The organism is Staphylococcus sp. GDY8P198P, assembly GCF_017891615.1.
Classification (GTDB): Bacteria; Bacillota; Bacilli; order Staphylococcales; family Staphylococcaceae; genus Staphylococcus; species Staphylococcus cohnii.
Genome location: NZ_JAESJQ010000019.1, coordinates 126,557 through 146,528, shown reverse-complemented (window position 1 = coordinate 146,528; position 19,972 = coordinate 126,557). Strand labels below are relative to the sequence as shown.

General features: G+C 31.9%; 19 protein-coding genes. 11 read left to right on the top strand and 8 right to left on the bottom strand.

Annotated elements, in window-relative coordinates; all coding sequences use genetic code 11:
* Positions 1-97: 97 nt before the first annotated feature.
* From KA824_RS12940 to KA824_RS12150, 3 genes are all read right to left on the bottom strand, one after another.
* Positions 98-379: a hypothetical protein gene (locus tag KA824_RS12940; RefSeq protein ID WP_245335996.1), complete on the bottom strand. Its 282-nt coding sequence runs from the start codon at positions 377-379 to the stop codon at positions 98-100.
* Complete coding sequence (locus KA824_RS12155; RefSeq protein ID WP_154409551.1) at positions 376-951, bottom strand: DUF1361 domain-containing protein; 576 nt, start codon at positions 949-951, stop codon at positions 376-378. The genes KA824_RS12940 and KA824_RS12155 overlap by 4 nt, the downstream gene beginning before the upstream one ends.
* Before the next feature lie 817 nt (positions 952-1,768).
* Positions 1,769-2,188, bottom strand: a complete 420-nt coding sequence (locus KA824_RS12150; RefSeq protein ID WP_107384470.1) for a PPC domain-containing DNA-binding protein — start codon at positions 2,186-2,188, stop codon at positions 1,769-1,771.
* A 207-nt stretch (positions 2,189-2,395) separates the two neighbouring features.
* Between KA824_RS12150 and norA the strand changes: the two genes are divergently transcribed.
* From norA to KA824_RS12095, 11 genes are all read left to right on the top strand, one after another.
* Positions 2,396-3,556: a multidrug efflux MFS transporter NorA gene (gene norA, locus KA824_RS12145; protein WP_107384469.1), complete on the top strand. Its 1,161-nt coding sequence runs from the start codon at positions 2,396-2,398 to the stop codon at positions 3,554-3,556.
* A gap of 449 nt (positions 3,557-4,005) precedes the next feature.
* Positions 4,006-4,752 (top strand): hypothetical protein, encoded by a 747-nt coding sequence (locus KA824_RS12140; protein WP_119517955.1) that lies wholly within the window; start codon positions 4,006-4,008, stop codon positions 4,750-4,752.
* A 163-nt stretch (positions 4,753-4,915) separates the two neighbouring features.
* Positions 4,916-5,785: a UTP--glucose-1-phosphate uridylyltransferase GalU gene (gene galU, locus KA824_RS12135; protein WP_107384467.1), complete on the top strand. Its 870-nt coding sequence runs from the start codon at positions 4,916-4,918 to the stop codon at positions 5,783-5,785.
* 61 nt (positions 5,786-5,846) lie between these two features.
* Entirely contained in the window at positions 5,847-6,326 is a 480-nt protein-coding gene (gene ybaK / locus KA824_RS12130) for a Cys-tRNA(Pro) deacylase (RefSeq protein ID WP_119517605.1), read from the top strand.
* A gap of 792 nt (positions 6,327-7,118) precedes the next feature.
* Positions 7,119-7,877, top strand: coding sequence for a DeoR/GlpR family DNA-binding transcription regulator (locus tag KA824_RS12125; protein WP_181187424.1), 759 nt, complete (start codon positions 7,119-7,121; stop codon positions 7,875-7,877).
* The gene (gene pfkB / locus KA824_RS12120; RefSeq protein WP_107386257.1) at positions 7,874-8,797 is read left to right on the top strand and encodes a 1-phosphofructokinase; all 924 of its coding nucleotides are present in this window, start codon (positions 7,874-7,876) and stop codon (positions 8,795-8,797) included. Before KA824_RS12125 ends, pfkB begins: the two co-directional genes overlap by 4 nt.
* A 1-nt stretch (position 8,798) precedes the next feature.
* The gene (locus tag KA824_RS12115; RefSeq protein ID WP_181187425.1) at positions 8,799-10,736 is read left to right on the top strand and encodes a PTS fructose transporter subunit IIABC; all 1,938 of its coding nucleotides are present in this window, start codon (positions 8,799-8,801) and stop codon (positions 10,734-10,736) included.
* Positions 10,737-10,904: 168 nt separating this feature from the next.
* On the top strand, positions 10,905-12,065 hold the full coding sequence (gene nagA / locus KA824_RS12110; RefSeq protein WP_181187426.1) for an N-acetylglucosamine-6-phosphate deacetylase: 1,161 nt from the start codon (positions 10,905-10,907) through the stop codon (positions 12,063-12,065).
* A 298-nt stretch (positions 12,066-12,363) separates the two neighbouring features.
* Entirely contained in the window at positions 12,364-13,716 is a 1,353-nt protein-coding gene (locus KA824_RS12105) for a hemolysin family protein (RefSeq protein WP_019468254.1), read from the top strand.
* 255 nt (positions 13,717-13,971) lie between these two features.
* Complete coding sequence (locus KA824_RS12100) at positions 13,972-14,811, top strand: aldo/keto reductase (RefSeq protein ID WP_107384460.1); 840 nt, start codon at positions 13,972-13,974, stop codon at positions 14,809-14,811.
* Between the two features lie 532 nt (positions 14,812-15,343).
* Entirely contained in the window at positions 15,344-16,444 is a 1,101-nt protein-coding gene (locus KA824_RS12095; RefSeq protein WP_181187427.1) for a glycosyltransferase family 2 protein, read from the top strand.
* Positions 16,445-16,989: 545 nt separating this feature from the next.
* Here the strand turns inward: KA824_RS12095 and KA824_RS12090 are convergent.
* From KA824_RS12090 to queC, 5 genes are all read right to left on the bottom strand, one after another.
* Positions 16,990-17,244: a GlsB/YeaQ/YmgE family stress response membrane protein gene (locus tag KA824_RS12090; RefSeq protein ID WP_107384458.1), complete on the bottom strand. Its 255-nt coding sequence runs from the start codon at positions 17,242-17,244 to the stop codon at positions 16,990-16,992.
* A gap of 63 nt (positions 17,245-17,307) precedes the next feature.
* Positions 17,308-17,901, bottom strand: a complete 594-nt coding sequence (locus KA824_RS12085) for a hypothetical protein (protein ID WP_107384457.1) — start codon at positions 17,899-17,901, stop codon at positions 17,308-17,310.
* 242 nt (positions 17,902-18,143) lie between these two features.
* The gene (gene queE / locus KA824_RS12080) at positions 18,144-18,860 is read right to left on the bottom strand and encodes a 7-carboxy-7-deazaguanine synthase QueE (protein WP_181187428.1); all 717 of its coding nucleotides are present in this window, start codon (positions 18,858-18,860) and stop codon (positions 18,144-18,146) included.
* On the bottom strand, positions 18,853-19,278 hold the full coding sequence (gene queD, locus KA824_RS12075; RefSeq protein ID WP_107384455.1) for a 6-carboxytetrahydropterin synthase QueD: 426 nt from the start codon (positions 19,276-19,278) through the stop codon (positions 18,853-18,855). Before queD ends, queE begins: the two co-directional genes overlap by 8 nt.
* Position 19,279: 1 nt before the next feature.
* Positions 19,280-19,951, bottom strand: a complete 672-nt coding sequence (gene queC / locus KA824_RS12070; protein ID WP_107384454.1) for a 7-cyano-7-deazaguanine synthase QueC — start codon at positions 19,949-19,951, stop codon at positions 19,280-19,282.
* Positions 19,952-19,972 lie beyond the last annotated feature (21 nt).

Sequence of the window (19,972 nt, the reverse complement as noted above, 5' to 3'; positions counted from 1 at the left end):
GAGCCGTTCTTATGGACCTACATGATGTATGGATTTATTCTTCAAGATTATACATCAATTTTGATAAGTAGAAATGGTAAAAACATTGTAGAGCATTTTACTCAGGAGTCTGGACTTGACTGATATATACCGCAACGTATTCAAAAAAAGTTAAAATATACATATATTTTAATCTTATCTTTGTTTTAATAGAAACATGCCAATTAGGATATTTTCGTTCATAATAAAATAATTGTAAATAAAATAAACCGATACCTAGTGGTAAACACATAAGCAAGATGCTTTTTGTGTATGAAAATCCTACGTCATGAAGTAAATGTCCAATAATTAATTGAAATACGATGAGTACAATAAGTAAAATTAAGATATTAAAAGTCATTTTGTACGTTGTACTCCTTTCGCAAATGTATAAATTAAAATTTGAAGTAATACCAATAATATGACAAATAGGAAAGCATCAAAATCTAAATGATTGACAACTTCTCTATAAATTCGAAGTGGTTCATTGATAATATAAACAGAATGCAAACGTAAGAACCGTCCAATATAAATACCTAAGCCATTTAAAAACATCATAATGAGTATAATGGTTCTATTTAACCAACGGTGAGTTGTAAAGTTTTCCATTTCTACAAACATCAAAATTAATAAATATAAAGCTAATAAGACGCCAGCAACTAAAAATGTAAAATACACCCATTCAACGATGATTAAACCTTGATAAAAATTAAAAGTAAATTGATTTAAATGTATTAAATCCGTAACCATATATAGCGTATTGGGCACCATGCATAAAAATATAAGCACAAAAACGATAAATAATGGCCATTCATATTTATATTTCGGTTTAAATAAATTTAATAGTAAGCATAATTCGAATGGAACATATGCTAGAAAGAGATTAAGCGTCATAAATTGATAAAATTGATTAAAGAAAATTGATATGATCATTAAAATTAAAAATATTATTCTAGCAATGTAACGAGGGGCGATACTTACACCTACTTTCTTTTTGGATTTATATTTGTGTTAAGCACACAAGCTCATATAATTATTTTTATAGAGTATAACTATAGCTGAAGTTTAAAAAACAACTTTACCTGAAATGGAATTTTTATATAATCTTGTCTATGAAGTATTAGATATTGTTTTGTACATGATAATAAGTATTAATTTTAAACAACAAATAAAAATCCCCTTAAAAAGCTTATTGCCAAGGGAACATAAACGTAAAATTACGAACGTGATTTTTTATAATACAATTTATAGACAGAAATTTCAATTATAAACACTAGTCAAAATGAATGAAAACGTTTTATAGACAAAAACAAGTTAAACATAAATATTTATTTTCAAATAAGGGATAATCCATAAAATTTGGATTATCGTGTAAGACTTTTGCCAGTTGTCAATTAGTATAGTTCGATTCAATAGTTATTTACATAATCAATCCTTGAGCGTCAACACGTTTCAAAATTGTAAAAAAGATACATGTTAATACAAAAAACAAATGGAGCATGGTAGTCGGCGATATTACAAAAATTTCATAAACGTATAAAAACGTTAATTTCTATATAATTTCAATAGAAATTAACGTTTATCCTTTAGGCAGAGATATTAATATACATGATGGTTGATTAGTATAGATTACTTTTTTTAATCCTTACTTATAAAAAATCATATTTAAATTGATATATTTTTATAAGTTAAATACAGTTAAAGTATTATTCGAATAATGTTAAAACCTTGTTGGGTGGGCGCCAATGAATTACAAATCTAATAGATTTAGGCCAATATCGGCATTGTGTTTACGATTTATATCTAAGTTTGTCATTGTAATGACGATTTCTGCAGTAGCTGAAACAACGGCTTTTGTTAAATGACCACTTAATGTTTCATATTGATTAGTACCAAAAGTTGCATGTAAATGTGCAAATGGCTTTTCATCAATATGAGAAATATTACCTAAAAGGCTAATTAATTCTAAAGGTTCTTTAATTTCTTTTTTTTCATAGGTTTTAGTATCTAAATTATAGAAATTTAATTCTACGTCATCACAAGCGCCGATACCACTGACTGTTCCAAATTTACCATTTTGCTCACGAGCAAGATCCGTTACAGCTTCAACAATGTCTTCACCTTGTTCTAAAACTAATACGATTGTATTGCCATCTACTTGATATACCATTTGAAAACCTCCATTCAAATTAATGCATTTAATATCATTATACAATTAATTATTTATGAGATGTATAATAGTGTTTGAAAATGTAAGTTTTTCTATTGTTTTTCTGTAGGAAAATGTTATAGAATGTTCTAATATTGTGCATTCCTCTAAATTAAAGATACAAAACAAGATGATGAAAAAAGTGTATAAAAGAATGGAGTGAGAAACGTGAATAAACAATTTTATATTTTATATTTTAATATCTTTTTAGTCTTTTTAGGTATAGGTCTAGTTGTACCAGTACTACCAGTATATTTAAAAGATTTAGGTTTAAAAGGTAGTGATTTAGGAATTCTTGTTGCGGTCTTTGCACTCGCACAAATGATTATTTCACCATTTGGTGGTACGCTTGCAGATAAATTAGGTAAAAAATTAATTATTTGTATTGGACTTGCACTTTTTGCAATTTCAGAATTCTTGTTTGCCGCAAGTCACACGTTTTCTCTACTAATCATTTCTAGAATATTAGGTGGTTTTAGTGCTGGAATGGTCATGCCTGGTGTTACTGGGATGATTGCGGATATTTCTATAGGAAAAGATAAAGCAAAGAATTTTGGTTATATGTCGGCGATCATTAATTCAGGCTTTATTTTAGGACCTGGTTTAGGAGGTTTGCTGGCGGAAGTATCGCATAGATTGCCGTTCTATGTGGCTGGTACAAGTGGTGTCGTGGCACTTATATTATCTATTACATTAATTAAAAATCCGAAAAATGAAACGCAAGATGGTTTTACACAATATCAACCTGAATTATTGGCTAAAATAAATTGGAAAGTGTTCCTCACTCCAGTCATTTTAACGCTAGTGCTTGCATTTGGTTTGTCTGCGTTCGAAACATTATTCCCTTTATATACAGCCGATAAAGCACATTATTCACCTATAGATATCTCCTTTGCAATTACCGGTGGCGGTATTTTTGGTGCGATATTCCAAGTGTTTTTCTTTGATAAGTTTATGAAATACTTTGAAGAGCTTACTTTTATTACGTATGCATTACTTTATTCAGCGATTATTTTACTTGCATTGACGTTTATGCATAGTTACTGGTCAATTATGATTATTAGTTTTATAGTATTTATTGGTTTTGATATGATTCGTCCAGCAATTACCAATTATTTTTCTAATATAGCTGGAAATCGTCAAGGATTTGCTGGTGGGTTAAATTCGACTTTTACCAGCATGGGGAATTTCATAGGCCCATTAGTAGCGGGTACATTATACGATATTAATTTTGAATTTCCACTGTATATGGCGATATTAGTGATGTTTATTGGTATGATCGTAATATTTTTTGAAAAAACAATTAGAAATCGTCTGAAAAAATCATAAATTTAATAAAAGACGCAGCCATTTTGCTATGGTTATTACTAAATGTTTATGAATGGCATGTAAAAATGAATAATTATTTTATAAAAGACAAATTAGCTAATGTTATAGGAGTAAGAGATGAAATTAGAACTACCATTTTAATTTCGTCTCTTACTTTTTTTATTAAGCAAATTAAACATGGCAATTTTTAAACATACGTTCATTAGCAAGATTGCTAAATATGTATGAAGTAACAGGATGTAATGGTTAATGAATTAAGTGATATAAGAATTATCAGAATTTGTACATTAGAATTTCAAATATGACACGAATGTTAAATAAAGTTGCACACATAATATTCATGTTACAGAAATTACAATTGTTTTAAATTGTGGTCTATATAAGTTTTTTGTTAAATATTTGTGATAATATGTTGTTATTATTAAAGAGAGATGATTAAGGGGATAAAGTTGAAGAATTTACTATTATCAATATTGGCTTTCCTATTAACATGTTGTTTCATATTTTTATTAGTGTTAGTTACGAACCAACAAGTGCTTGCAAAAGTACATGAAACAATATCGAGTTATTCCGATACAAATAATGTTGCCCAATCCAAAGCAGGGGAAGAAAAAGCAGATTTTGATTCAAATGTGCCGGATGACACGAAACATGAAGTGCCAAAGGAAAAGCCATATAATGCAAAAAACCACGAACCTATAGCAAAATTAGCAACACATGATTTGAATGATAAAGAGGCTGGCGAAATCAATTTGCCTCAATTTTCAGAAGCGCTAAATAAAGCGCAAAAAATGGTTGATAGTGATAACCATTCTGAAAATGAATATAATGACTATGGTATTGATAGTACATGTGAGGGGACATATTACTATATTTTCACTTTCAAGAATAAGCAACATCCCGAAACATATTATAGAGTCACTGTAGATCAAAATAATAAAGCAAGGATATTTGATGATGCTTATAAAGTGCAAAATCACCAAGACCAAGACAAACCGAGAATATCACCACATGAGTCAGAAGTAATAGCTCAAAAATATGCAAAAGATGCACTAGGAAAAAATGCTACCTTGAAGCAAGTACATGCTTCAAAGCAAGGTATGTTTTATACATTTTATGATGCGACCGCTAAAAAAGAATATAAAGTTATTGTGAATAAACTGGGTGATGTCATACGTCAACCTGCACTAAAATAGGAAAATGAAAACATTCAACTTTTAGATTCTATTGAAGTTGGATGTTTTTTATTGTCATAAAAAGTATAAAGTTAAATGTATCGATGTTATTATTATATTAAGTTTAAACTGATTTATACTTTGATGAATATTTAATTAATAAAAATTGAAAAGGATGAATGTTTTGAAAAAAATAAAAAAAGCAATTATACCTGCAGCAGGATTAGGTACAAGATTTCTTCCGGCAACAAAAGCTATGCCAAAAGAAATGTTGCCGATTTTAGATAAGCCAACGATTCAATACATTGTAGAGGAAGCAGCTCGTGCTGGTATTGAGGATATTATTATTGTAACTGGTAAACACAAGCGAGCAATTGAAGATCATTTTGATAATCAAAAAGAATTAGAAATGATTTTAGAAGAAAAAGGAAAAACGGATCTATTAGAAAAAGTGAATTATTCTACAGAACTTGCTAATATTTTTTATGTAAGACAAAAAGAACAAAAAGGGTTAGGACATGCGATTTATTCAGCACGTCAATTTATTGGCAATGAACCTTTTGCGGTACTATTGGGTGATGATATTGTGGAGTCAACACAACCAGCCATTAAACAATTGATAGATACATATGAAGAAACTGGTAAATCTGTAATCGGTGTCCAAGAAGTGAATGAAAATGATACACATCGTTACGGCATCATTGATCCGTTAGGTAAAAGTGGGCGTCAATATGAAGTGAATCAATTTGTGGAAAAACCGAAACAAGGAACGGCACCTTCAAATTTAGCGATTATGGGGCGTTATGTGTTAACACCTGATATCTTTGAATATTTAGCAAACCAAGGTAAAGGCGCCGGTGGAGAGATTCAACTGACAGATGCTATTGAAAGAATGAATAAAGAAAGTCAAGTCTATGCCTACGACTTTGAAGGTGAGCGTTATGATGTCGGTGAAAAATTAGGTTTTGTAAAAACTACAATAGAATTCGCTTTAAAAGATCAAGAAATGAATGAAGCATTAACGAAATTCATTAAACAACTCAAGCTAGATTGATGATTTGGGATAAAATTATTTTGATATGCATAAAACATTTTTAATCATATGAGGTATCGAAATGAAACAAAAGAAAACAAATGCTATGCGCATGTTAGATCGTCAAAAGATAAAATACAATGTCAATACGTATGAAATCTCGGATGAACATATGGACGGCACTGAAGTAGCACACAAAGTTGGCATAGAGGATAAATACGTATATAAAACACTTGTTTTGGAAAATAGTCATCACCAACATTTTGTGTTTATCATTCCAGTAAGTGAAACTTTAGATATGAAAGCGGCAGCTAACGCCGTAAATGAAAAGAAATTACAATTAATGCCTTTAGATGAACTTAAAAACGTAACAGGTTATATTAGGGGCGGTTGTTCACCGATTGGAATGAAAAAACAATTTCAAACTATTGTCGATCAGCAAGCAACATGTATAAATTCTCTTTATATTAGTGGCGGAGAACGTGGGGTACAGATTGAAATGACAGTTGATGACTTGATTAAAATAACTAATGCAAAAGTGTTGAACGTCACTCATCAATAACAATATAATAAGATAATTAAAATCACGAAGTGGTCATGATACCATTTCGTGATTATTTAATGAGCAGTAAGCAATCATATACTTTTATGAAATCGCGAGCGTTAATGATTTGAAATTTTATTCGAATTTTGCGCTCTTTTTTTTATGCGTTTTTTAAATTGATGTTCTACGATTGTTAAAAACATAACGCTCAATGTAAAAAATGTGAGAACCATAGTTAAAACAAGCATAGAATCTATTGGAGATATAAGTAAAATTAACAACACGATAAAGTTACTAATATAAGCATATGTATAGAGTAAAATCATGGTCATTTGTATATATTTGTTCGTCGTTTGACTAAGAAATTGTAACAGGTTAAACCCCATTTGAAAAAACAACAGGATATACATAATCAACGTTTGAAAAAATACAAAGTCAGTTTTGAATTTTTCGCTTATATATATGTTGAGTATCATTAAAATAGCAAAGATCATTGCGATACTGATTCTGATTCTTTTTTCCCATTTTACTATAGATGATGGTTGCATAACTTCAAGACACACTCCTTGTAAGAAATAAGTGTAATGAAAAAAGGTTGCATAATACATGATTATTGTAACGTAATGAGATGTATTATCAAGATGTTCAAATGTGGTTATTAATACATAGATAAAAATCATAAATAATTGAGAAAAAGGTGGAATATCAAATTTTATTGGCATAATATGATTGTTTTTGATTGTTTTTGACAAAAAATGATTGAAATAAGAAAGCGTAACCATTATAATGAAAATGAAATGAGGTGGAGGGATGATTACTGAAAAACGGCAGGAACTCATATTGACTGAATTGTCAAAAAAAGATTTTTTGACGTTACAGGAATTGATAGATCGAACAGGATGTAGTGCATCTACAATTCGCCGAGATTTATCCAAATTACAAAAAGTTGGGAAATTGAAAAGAGTGCATGGCGGTGCAATGTTAAACGACTCATCTATCTTAGAACCTAATTTAGCAGATAAACGCGGTACAAACTTAAAAGAAAAGCAAGAAATCGCACGGTTAGCAGCGCTGGAAATAGAAGATAATGAATGTGTTTTTATAGATGCTGGTTCGACTACACTTGAGATGATCTCTTACATCAGTGCACAAAATATTGTTGTTGTAACGAGTGGTTTGACGCATGTCGAAGAGCTAATTAAACAGGGTATTCGAACATTTATTTTAGGTGGAGAAATCAAATCGACAACATATGCGACAGTAGGTGCTAGCGCGCTTGAAACGTTGAAAAGCTATCGTTTTGATAAGGTATTCCTTGGTATGAATGGTATAGACATAAAATATGGTTTAACTACACCTGATGAGCAAGAAGCGATTATTAAAAAATACGCTATACATTTAGGGACAAACGCTTATATTTTAGCTGATCATGATAAATACGACAAAGTATATTTTGCACATGTGCCTGTAGAAACACAAGTTAGCATTGTTACTTCTAAAAAAGTAAAAGAGAGTGACATATTTAAGAAATATACTGAACATTATACATTTATTGGAGGTACACGATGATTTATACGGTAACTTTTAATCCCTCTATTGATTACATCATGTTTGCTGATGATCTTGAATTAAATGGATTAAACAGAGCGACAGAAACTTTTAAATTTGCTGGAGGTAAGGGTATCAATGTTTCAAGAGTGTTGCAAACATTGAACGTACCTTCAACAGCCTTAGGATTTGCAGGTGGATTTCCGGGTCAATTTATAGATGATACTTTAAAAAAAGCAGGTATTCAAACTGATTTTATAGAGATAGATGAAGATACACGGATTAATGTAAAACTAAAAACTGGTGATGAAACAGAAATAAATGCACCAGGTCCAAATATTTCTCAAACACAATTTGAAAATCTACTCAGACAACTTAAACAAACTTCAAAAAAAGATATAGTAGTCGTGGCAGGAAGTATACCGAAAAGCGTCCCTAAAGATGCGTATGAGCAAATTGCAAAAATCACAAACCAAACAGGAGCTCGATTAGTCGTAGATGCTGAAAAAGATTTAGTGGAATCCGTATTAAAATACAATCCACTATTTATTAAACCGAACAAACATGAATTAGAAGTTATGTTTGATACAGCAATCAATTCGGATGAAGATGTTATCCATTACGCACAAGAAATTATGAAACAAGGAGCATCATCTGTGATTGTGTCACTTGGTGGCGAGGGTGCAGTTTATGTTGATCATAAACATAGTTTGAAGGCGTCAGTACCTCTTGGTCAAGTTGTCAATACAGTTGGTTCAGGTGATAGCACTGTTGCAGGCATGATAGCTGGACTTGAAACAGGTTTGACGATTGAAAACGCGTTTAAACAAGCAGTTTCTGCGGGAACAGCAACTGCTTTTAACGATGATTTAGCTTCATACAAAGCAATTGAAGATATTAAAGAACAAGTGACAATTACGACTCTAAAGGGGAGTGAATGAGATGAGAATTACAGAGTTATTAACTCAAGAGACAATAGCTATGGATCTTTCATCAACTGATAAGAATGGTGTCATAGACGAATTAGTGAATCAACTGGATAAAGCAAAGAAATTAAACGATGTATCAGTTTTTAAAGAAGCTATTTATAACCGTGAAGCGCAAAGTACGACTGGTATTGGAGAAGGTATTGCGATACCACATGCTAAAGTAGCAGCAGTAGATACGCCTGCCATCGCTTTTGGTAAATCTAAAGCGGGCGTAGATTATCAAAGTTTAGATATGCAACCGGCACATTTGTTCTTTATGATTGCGGCTCCAGAAGGTGGCGCACAAACACATTTAGATGCATTAGCAAAACTATCAGGTATTTTAATGGATGATAAAGTACGAGAAGATTTACTAAATGCAACGTCTCCTCAATCTGTGTTACAAATCATTGATAAAGCTGATGATGAAGCTACAGAAGAAGTAGAAGAAGATACTGAAAGCTCTGTTGCACCAGCTGACACAAATGAACCCTATATATTAGCAGTTACAGCTTGTCCAACGGGTATAGCACATACTTATATGGCTCGAGATGCTTTGAAAAAACAAGCTGAAAAAATGGGCGTTAAAATAAAAGTAGAAACAAATGGATCTGGCGGTATAAAAAATCATCTCACGAATGAAGATATCGAACGTGCTATTGGTGTTATTGTAGCGGCAGATGTACATGTTGAAACAGCGCGTTTTAATGGCAAGAATGTTGTTGAAGTACCGGTAGCTGATGGTATTAAACGCCCAGAAGAATTAATTAATATTGCTCAAGATATTTCTCGTAAACCGTTTGTAGCGAGTGCTGATTCAAGTAAAGTACAATCAGAAAGTAATGAAAAACAAGGTGTGGGCAAGACAATTTATAAACATTTGATGAACGGTGTTTCTAATATGCTACCACTTGTTATAGCTGGTGGTATTTTAATGGCTATCGTGTTCTTATTTGGTGCAAACTCGTTTGATCCAAAAAGTTCAGATTACAACGCATTCGCAGAACAATTGTGGAATATAGGTAACAAGAGTGCCTTTATGTTAATTATTCCTATACTTGCTGGTTATATAGCACGTAGTATAGCGGATAAACCAGGTTTCGCAGCTGGTTTAGTTGGTGGTTTGTTAGCTAGTACAGGTGATTCAGGCTTTATCGGCGGCATACTTGCAGGTTTCTTAGCAGGTTATTTAACATTAGGCATCAAGAAATTAACAAATGGTATGCCACAAACTCTAGAAGGTTTAAAACCAACTTTAATTTTCCCAGTATTCTCTGTATCTATAACAGGTTTACTGATGATTTATGTTTTAAATCCTCCAGCATCTTGGTTAAATAATTTATTGCTGAATGGATTACAAAGTTTATCAGGTACTAACATTATGCTATTGGGTCTTGTTATTGGTGCGATGATGGCTATTGATATGGGAGGTCCATTTAATAAAGCAGCTTATGTATTCGCTGTAGCTGCATTGACAGAAGGTAATGCAGCACCAATTACAGCAGCGATGATTGGCGGTATGGTGCCACCGATTGCTATTGCAACAGCAATGTTACTGTTCCGTAAAAAATTCACTAAAGAACAAAAAGGTTCTATTGTTCCAAACTATGTGATGGGGCTATCCTTTATTACTGAAGGAGCAATTCCATTTGCCGCAGCTGACCCTATTCGTGTAATCCCGTCTATGATGGTGGGTTCAGGTGTAGCAGGTGCAATTGCATTAGGTTTAGGATCATCCATTCAAGCACCACATGGTGGTATTATTGTTATATTAGGAACAGACTTTAGTCACGTATTGCAATCATTGATAGCAATCATTATTGGAGCTATCATAGCAGCAGTTATTTATGGTATGTTAAAACCAAAATTAACTAAAGAAGAGATACAAAATTCAGAAGCGATGAATGATTAAAATTACAGAGATTCATAAAGAAAAGCCAGAAGAAACTCATGATTGAGTGAAACTTCTGGTTTTTTTTATTTGCTTTTGAATATAATATAAGCGTTGAATTTGGTAAAATAAATTACAAGTGATGCAAGAAAATTTTAACCTAAAATAATTGAAAAGAAGGTAATATAAATGGTTGAATATGTAATTGAAAATGGACGAATATATACTGAAACTGAAACCATTGATTGCGGTTATATCATCATTAAATCTGGTAAAATTGCTGGTTTAGGTGTAGGAAAGTATGAAGGTGATTTACAAACGATAGATGCACAAGGGCATCATATTCTACCTGGTTTTATTGATATTCATATGCATGGTGGTTACGGGGAAGATGCAATGGATGCATCGATGACGGGCTTAAAACATTTGTCAGAGTCATTGTTATCTGAAGGTACAACGAGTTATTTAGCAACTACAATGACACAATCAGATGAGAATATTACAAATGCGCTCAAAAATATAGCTGCATATCAAACACAACAAGATACGTTAAATACAGCTGAAATTGTGGGTATCCATTTAGAAGGTCCGTTTATTTCTGAACATAAAGTAGGCGCGCAAAATCCTGGTTATGTCCAACGGCCTTCAGTGGAAAAATTAAAATACTTCCAAAATATAGCGAACAATCACATCAAAGTTATCACATTTGCACCTGAAGTCGATGGCGCTAAAGAAACATTGGCAGCTTTTAAAGATCAAATTATATTTTCAATTGGACATACAGTTGCGACATTTGATGAGAGCAATGAAGCGGTGGAAAACGGCGCCAAACACGTAACGCATTTATATAATGCTGGTACACCTTTTGAACATAGAGAACCAGGACTATTCGGTGCGGCATGGGTTAATGATAAATTGAACACTGAAGTTATTGTCGATGGGATTCACTCACATCCTGCTGCTGTAAATATCGCATATAAACAAAAAGGAAATGAACATTTCTATTTAATTACAGATGCTATGCGAGCAAAAGGCATGCCAGATGGAGAATATGATTTAGGTGGCCAAAATGTCATCGTAAAAGACTCAGAAGCACGTTTAGTTTCAGGAGCATTAGCAGGAAGTATTTTAAAAATGAATACTGGTTTGCATAATCTTTTTAAATTTACAGGTGATTCATTGGATAATCTATGGCGTGTCACTAGTTTGAATCAGGCAATTGCTTTAAACATTGACGATAAAAAAGGTAGCTTAAAAGCGGGTAAAGATGCAGATATTGTCATCGTGAACGATGATATTGAAGTTCAAACAACTATCAAAAATGGTGAAATACATCAATTTCTTAAGTAATCATTATTTTAGAATAAATAAATATTATTTAGGACAAATGATGTAAAATTTAGAAAGTTGACGCGAAGGTAAGTTTGCGTTTAAATGGTATATTAGGTGAATATAAATTTTAATATGTATAAATTACTTTCGAAACAACTATTATGATAAAATAAAAGAAATGCGTATTTTTAGGGAGGTGTTACAATGGGAAGGATTTAGCATATAATACAAACTTTAACAATTATATAATATTTTATAAGCAGTCACCTATTGTGACACAAAATTTGGAGGTGAATCCCTAGAAATAGGGAACTAATTGGAAACAGTGACCATAATAAATTTAGTAATATTCTTTTTTTTAATAGCATTAACTACAGTCTTCGTAGGATCAGAATTCGCATTAGTTAAAGTGCGTACTACTAGGATTGAACAACTTGCAACAGAAGGCAACGGTAGTGCACGTGTTGTTAAAAAGATGATTAAAAACTTAGACTATTACTTATCAGCATGTCAATTGGGTATTACCGTGACATCTTTAGGATTAGGTTGGTTAGGTGAACCAACATTTAACAAGTTGCTACACCCATTATTTGAATTAATCCATTTACCTGAAGCACTAACGACAACTTTTTCGTTTATAGTAGCGTTTATCATTGTGACATATTTGCATGTTGTCTTGGGTGAATTAGCACCGAAAACGCTTGCTATCCAATATACCGAAAAATTGGCACTAGTCTATGCTAGACCGCTATATTATTTCGGATTTATAATGAAGCCATTAATTTGGTTAATGAATGGTTCAGCAAGAATGATTATTCGTATGTTTGGTGTGGATCCTGATGCAAATAATGATGCTATGTCAGAAGAAGAAATAAAAATTATAATAAATAATAGTTATAATGGCGGAGAAATCAATCAAACAGAATTAGCATATATGCAAAATATCTTTTCTTTTGATGAAAGACATGCTAAGGATATCATGGTACCGCGTACACAAATGGTTACACTAAATGAGCCATTTAATGTAGATGAATTATTAGAAACAATTAAAGAACATCAATTCACACGTTATCCAATTACAGAAGATGGCGATAAAGACCATGTAAAAGGGTTTATTAACGTAAAAGAATTTTTAACAGAGTATGCTTCTGGTAAACCGATGAAAGCAAGTAACTACATCCATGATTTGCCAATGATTTCCGAAACTACTAGAATCAGTGATGCGCTTATCAGAATGCAGCGCGAACATGTTCACATTAGTTTAATTATTGATGAGTATGGTGGTACTGCAGGTATTTTAACCATGGAAGATATATTAGAAGAAATTGTCGGTGAAATTCGTGATGAGTTTGACGATGATGAAGTCAATGATGTTCTCAGACTAAGTGATAATAAATACCAAATTAACGGTAGGGTGTTATTAGATGATTTAAACGATCAATTTGGTATTGAATTTGAGGATTCTGAAGATATAGATACAATTGGTGGTTGGTTACAAGCACATAATACCAACTTACAACCAAATGATTATGTAGATACACAATATGATCGTTGGGTAATATCGGAAGTGGATAATCATCAAATTATCAATGTTATCTTAGAGTTTGAATATCATGAAACACGTCCAACTCCAGAAGAAGATGAAGACGAAGAAAGTAATGATAATTAAGCTGCGAGTGATGATAATTCAGTGTTGTTTGAGGTTTTAACATAGTAATTATCATTTGTTAGCAAAATATCAACATATATTTTGCACCATATGCATACAACATGTATCATAAAAATAAGTAGGTATTGCAAAAACTGGGACATCAATCAATGTCCCAGTTTTTTTATAATCATCTTAATAGCAAAATTATGTGAATAGTTTTTTTATTTAAAGGATGAAAATATATATTATACTAATAAAGAGGAGGATAAATTTATGATAGAAGATACATATTATTTAAATAATGGTTATCCTATGCCGAAAATTGGTTTGGGTGTTTACAAAATCACTGATGAGGAAATGGAAAAAGCTATATTTAGCGCTTTAGATATCGGTTACCGTGCTTTTGATACAGCTTACTTTTATAAAAATGAAATTGCATTAGGCAATGCTTTGAAAAAATCTGATGTGCCTCGTTCTGAATTGTTTATTACTTCAAAGATATGGAATGATTATCAAGGATATAATAAAACAATTGAATTTTTCACAAAATCTATAGAGAATTTAGGTATTGATTATTTAGATTTATTTTTAATACATTGGCCATGTGAAGAAGATGGACTTTTTATTGAAACATATAGAGCGATGGAAAAATTATACAGAGAAGGTCGAATACGCGCAATTGGTGTATGTAACTTTAAGCAACATCATTTAGAAAAATTGATGGCTGAGACAGAAATTACGCCTGCAGTAAATCAGGTGGAGGTACATCCTTATTTCAATCAGCATGAATTACAAGATTTTTGTGATAAGCATGATATCGCCGTGACAGCTTGGATGCCGCTCATGCGAAACCAAGGTTTACTTGAACATCCTATCATTGTTGATATTGCCGAACGTTATAGTAAAACACCTGCGCAAATCGTGTTGCGCTGGCATTTAGCACATAACCGTTTGATTATACCTAAATCTAAAACGCCAAAACGTATTAAAGAAAATTATGAAATTTTTGATTTTAATTTAGAATTAACAGACATTGCTGAAATCGATAATCTAAATCGAGATGCACGTCAAGGTAAAGATCCTGATCAAGTGCGTATAGGTGATTTGAAATAATTTATTTAAAGTAGCAAGTTTAAATCATTTTATCAGCATGTGTTGCTGAATAATAATTACAAAATTAATAAGTGGCAATTATAATCAATGGTCTATTTTCTGTAACATATTCCTAAAAGGTTGTAAGCCGATTATTTTATATCGTGTAAGATAGAGAATCGTTTTAATGACACTTAATTCTCTATCTTATTTTTTTAATTTTACTAATATTAGGTTTTGTTTCCATTTCTGACAAATAGTTGATAAACTAGATGGACAAAGTTACAACTTTTTACAAAAAAGATATAGAGCAATATTTATGTATATATATAATCTGTTTTATTAGAAAAATTTGAAAATTGTATTTTAGATTTTCTTTATTATACAAATCATTGATGTTCTCTGTTTTAGCAATTTTTTTAAAAGCGTGTAAGTTTTATAATTGAATATTAAGGAAATATAAAAATTATGTAAATCTAAATGAAAAGAATGGCGAAATAACTGTAAATATTGGTAAAGTGAAATTGAAGTAATTGAAATGAAGGTGTTTATTATGCAGATAAGAGTTATAGTGCCATGTTATAACGAAGGTGAAGTAATATTAAAAACATACCATAGGTTAACTGAAATACTAGAAAAAGATAGTCTTAACCGTCACTATAACTATGATTTACTATTTGTAGATGATGGTAGCCATGATAAAACGATTAATTATATTCAAGAAATGGCAGCTCATGATGAACATGTGAAATATATTTCGTTCAGTAGGAATTTCGGTAAAGAATCAGCGATGATAGCCGGTTTCCAACACAGTGTGGAAGGTGATGCTGTTGTGATGATTGATGCTGATTTACAGCACCCGCCAGAGCTTATACCACAGATGATTGATAGTTATTTGGATGGCTATGATCAAGTCGTCGCAAAACGTGATAGAACAGGTGAAAAACGTTCGAGAAAATTTTTAACTAAATGTTATTATAAAATGATTAATCACTTTGTTGAGGATATTAAATTAGAAGATGGCGTTGGAGATTTTAGGTTGCTTAGTCAACGCGCACTACACTCACTAACATCGTTAAATGAATATAATCGTTTTTCAAAAGGATTGTATGAATGGATAGGTTATAATACTAAGGTTTTCACTTATGAAAACGTTGAAAGAGAAGAAGGTACATCTAAATGGTCATTTGGTAAATTATTAAACTATGGAATAGATGGCTTGATTTCATTTAATAATAAGCCGTTACGGGCTATGATTTATTTAGGACTTATCGTATTTTTTGTGAGTCTACTTTATATTGTATTTAGTTTTGGTAATATTATGATTAATGGTGTGAAAACACCAGGGTACTTTTCAACAATTGCAGCTATTTTATTACTTGGAGGTATCCAACTTATTTCAATAGGTATTGTAGGCGAATATATCGGTAGGATATATTATGAAGTAAAACAGCGCCCAAAATATATTGTTCAAGTATCTAATTTGAAACCAATACACAAAACAACAGGACTGGGCTCTGAAATAGAAATGTCTGAATATCCAGAAGAAACAGAAGAAAATAATGAAAACAGAATAAATAGAGAAGAGCATTTTTATGTACCGTCACATAAGGTGGAAACTGAAAAAAATAAGACGCTCGTTAAACACAGGTAATTCTAGCTCTCAGTCTATGCTAAAAGCGTAGGTTGAGGGCTTTGTGTATAAACAGAATGATTATCACGATTTTGACCTTACATGCTTGGAGATATGATTTGAGGCTGTAGTCTTTCACTCATATCAATCTCAAGCATTAGCACATTACAAAATTGTATAAGAGCCAAATTAGTTAAATACTCTTAAAAGCAAAAATAAAAATGTTATAGTCAAAGAAATTTTGATACAGAAGTAATGTTTAGTTTTATAAAGGTTGTTTTAGATTTTAGGTTATTGTTGAACCCATACACACAAAGTGAAACAATAACTAAGGTTTATACGAATGACATTTTACGAAAGATAGATCATAAACCCTCAAGATAATAACACTTTAAAAAACAAAAAACGCCAATTTCTATAGTATGTTAATAGAAATTGACGCTTATTTTTGTTTTAGATTTTAGTATTCCTGAGTGCTTTCACTATATAGTCATCTTCTGTCGATATAGAAACTATGACATTAAGTTTCAGGAATTTCTTTTAAAACTAAAAATTTAACAAACCAATTATTTTTTACGTAATTTACCCAAAATAAATGATAAAAGGGCAACAAGAATAATTGTTCCAAGTAGTGCAGGGAAGATAGCGATACCGCCTAAGTGCCAACCCCAATCACCTAATATCCATGAACCTAGTGCAGAACCTACGATACCAGCAATAATATTACCTAAAATACCTCCTGGGATATCTTTACCGACGATACCACCAGCAATCCAGCCAATCAAACCGCCGACAATTAACATAATAATAAATCCAAACATAAGTATACCTCCTTTTTAAATATCATCATCAATTACTACATACCACAAAATATAATTTGCTAATCATTTTTTTGAAAAAAATATATTCTGCCATAATAAAAAAAGTAAGAATAATAAATGTACAATAATAAAGGCATACCAATAAGGTGTTAATAAAGGCATGATTGTAAAAGATAATACAATAATAATTTGCCCAATCACTACTGGTTTTCGAATACGATTCAAGATTTTAATTTGTTCTTTTTCATGTGTTTGGAATGTACTATAGAACAATAAAGTTGCACCTATGAGAAAAATAGCTGGAGCTAAATACGGAATGGACATATAGTAAGAATCTTTACTTGTATCGAATGAAAGGATTAAAGACGTACTCATGATAATCGTTAAAATAAAACCAATAAATTTTTGATCAGTTATCACATATGTTTTTGTTTTTTTATTGAGATACAATTGCAATAATGTCCAAATAATCAATTGGGTGCAAGTGTAGAATGTTATGTAATCGTATTTACCAACAAAGACTAAATTGATGATACTGTTAATAGTTATTGATAAAAGTATAGAGCTAAACTTAAGTTGTTTGAAATTCTGACGATATAAATCAATACCGAGTATGATTACTACCGTAGCTATATTTATGATTATATTTATTAGCATGTTGCTCTCCTAACCTAGATACTTCACTGCAACATTATATCAATTAAGTTAGATTTAATCATTTAATAACAGTTGATGTTTTAAAAAATTATAAGTCATTATCCGACATATTGTAAAAATGTTATTATTTTTAATAATTATATTTACAGTGACAATCATTGCTATATTTAATGTACAAAAGAAAAACCGGTTTATTGTATAGACAAAGAGCATTATACAACGAACCGGTTGATTTACTCAATTTAAACACCTTTTTTATTACTCCAAAGTAAAGTGTGTAATTGAGGTAATACATATACATTATTCATGTCACTACTATCCATAACACGATTAACAAGGGCTTCATATAGTGAAAGTAACTTTTCTGTATGAGATTCGACATATTCTCCATCTAGATATGGATTCCCAACTTGTAAATAAAATGGCACATTAGGATATCTATGATGAATCATTTTTGCGAATTCAAAGTCATCGTCATCAAAAATAACTACTTTGAGATTGAGTGTTTCTGGCTTACATTTAGCAATGACATCATCTAAAATAGGTGAATTTGGTTTCATCATTGAACTAGGTGGTTTTGGACTAATTGTTAAATCATCAATTTGTGTCATCCATGGCTGGAATTTGCTTCCTTGGGTTTCTAAAGCGCTTTGTATACCTTTTTCTTCGAATAAATCGACTAAGGCTTGAATACCTTTTATTAAAGCTGGATTACCTCCTGAAATTGTTACGTGGTTAAATGATTCACCTGCAATGTCATATAATTTCTCATAAATCTCTGTTGCATCCATCATGCGTATTTCTTCTTTAGCACTGCCATCCCATGTAAAACTGGAGTCACACCAACTACAACGGTAATCACATCCGGCTGTACGTACAAACATGGTTTTACGACCGATTACACGGCCTTCACCTTGTATCGTTGGACCAAAAATTTCAAGCACAGGTATTTTACTCATCATTTAGCTCCTTTGGTCGATATATGACATAACTTGTTGGCGTTTCTCTAACATAAACTTGTAAGCATTGTGGTTTGTTTGGTCTTTGATCTAATGAGGATTGGACCATCTCATATATCGTTTGTGCAACAATTTCAGTCGATGGACTTTTACCTTCAAATTGAGGTAACTCATTCAATAATTGGTGGTCGAATTGTCCGTGAACGAGTTGCTTCAATTCACTAAAATTCACTAAAAATCCATTATGGTCTACGGTATCTCCACCGATTGTTAAGTTGACAAAATAAGTATGTCCATGCGTACGCATGCATTTTCCAGCGTCTTCACTTGGGATATAATGCGCAGCTGAAAAATTAAAATCCTTATTAAGTTCAAATTGGTAATTGTGGTTCACACTCGGATAATTTTGTTGGAACATATTAATTCGCTCCTTTTTCTTTTAAATAAGCATTAAGACCACGTGCGCGTAATTTACAGGCAGGGCATTCGCCGCAACCTTCACCAATAATACCGTTATAACAAGTTAACGTTCGATTTCTAACATAGTCTAATACACCGAGCTCATCACTCAATGCCCATGTTTGTTTCTTATCAAGCCACATTAACGGTGTATGAATAACGAAATCTTTATCCATAGAGAGCGAAAGTGTAACGTTCATTGACTTTATAAAGTTATCCCGACAATCAGGGTAACCAGAAAAGTCTGTTTCACATACGCCTGTGATAATATGTTTTGTATTTGTTTGATAAGCTAGGGCGCCAGCAAATGATAAGAACAACAAGTTACGTGCAGGTACAAAAGTGTTTGGCATGCCGTCTTCATCTTCATCTATATCGATGTCATGTTGTGTGAGTGCATTAGGAGTGAGTTGAGATAATAGTGACATATCAAGTACATGGTGTTCGACTGCTTGCTCCTTGGCGATTTGTTTTGCAACTTGAATTTCTGTATCGTGCCTTTGTCCATATTCAAAAGTTACTAAGACTACTTCATCAAAATGTTTCTTTGCCCAAAATAAACAGGTTGTACTGTCTTGGCCCCCGCTAAAAACGACGATGGCTTTATTATTGTTTAATGGCTGTTGTGTCATTATAGTTTACACTCCTTAAAA

What these genes read in the sequence shown, in the direction of transcription:
- KA824_RS12940 (WP_245335996.1), bottom strand. Translation starts at nt 379, where the DNA reads ATGACTTTTAATATCTTAATTTTACTTATTGTACTCATCGTATTTCAA.
- KA824_RS12155 (WP_154409551.1), bottom strand. Translation starts at nt 951, where the DNA reads ATGATCATATCAATTTTCTTTAATCAATTTTATCAATTTATGACGCTT.
- KA824_RS12150 (WP_107384470.1), bottom strand. Translation starts at nt 2,188, where the DNA reads ATGGTATATCAAGTAGATGGCAATACAATCGTATTAGTTTTAGAACAA.
- ybaK (WP_119517605.1), top strand. Translation starts at nt 5,847, where the DNA reads ATGAAACAAAAGAAAACAAATGCTATGCGCATGTTAGATCGTCAAAAG.
- KA824_RS12125 (WP_181187424.1), top strand. Translation starts at nt 7,119, where the DNA reads ATGATTACTGAAAAACGGCAGGAACTCATATTGACTGAATTGTCAAAA.
- pfkB (WP_107386257.1), top strand. Translation starts at nt 7,874, where the DNA reads ATGATTTATACGGTAACTTTTAATCCCTCTATTGATTACATCATGTTT.
- KA824_RS12115 (WP_181187425.1), top strand. Translation starts at nt 8,799, where the DNA reads ATGAGAATTACAGAGTTATTAACTCAAGAGACAATAGCTATGGATCTT.
- nagA (WP_181187426.1), top strand. Translation starts at nt 10,905, where the DNA reads ATGGTTGAATATGTAATTGAAAATGGACGAATATATACTGAAACTGAA.
- KA824_RS12100 (WP_107384460.1), top strand. Translation starts at nt 13,972, where the DNA reads ATGATAGAAGATACATATTATTTAAATAATGGTTATCCTATGCCGAAA.
- KA824_RS12095 (WP_181187427.1), top strand. Translation starts at nt 15,344, where the DNA reads ATGCAGATAAGAGTTATAGTGCCATGTTATAACGAAGGTGAAGTAATA.
- KA824_RS12090 (WP_107384458.1), bottom strand. Translation starts at nt 17,244, where the DNA reads ATGTTTGGATTTATTATTATGTTAATTGTCGGCGGTTTGATTGGCTGG.
- KA824_RS12085 (WP_107384457.1), bottom strand. Translation starts at nt 17,901, where the DNA reads ATGCTAATAAATATAATCATAAATATAGCTACGGTAGTAATCATACTC.
- queE (WP_181187428.1), bottom strand. Translation starts at nt 18,860, where the DNA reads ATGAGTAAAATACCTGTGCTTGAAATTTTTGGTCCAACGATACAAGGT.
- queD (WP_107384455.1), bottom strand. Translation starts at nt 19,278, where the DNA reads ATGTTCCAACAAAATTATCCGAGTGTGAACCACAATTACCAATTTGAA.
- queC (WP_107384454.1), bottom strand. Translation starts at nt 19,951, where the DNA reads ATGACACAACAGCCATTAAACAATAATAAAGCCATCGTCGTTTTTAGC.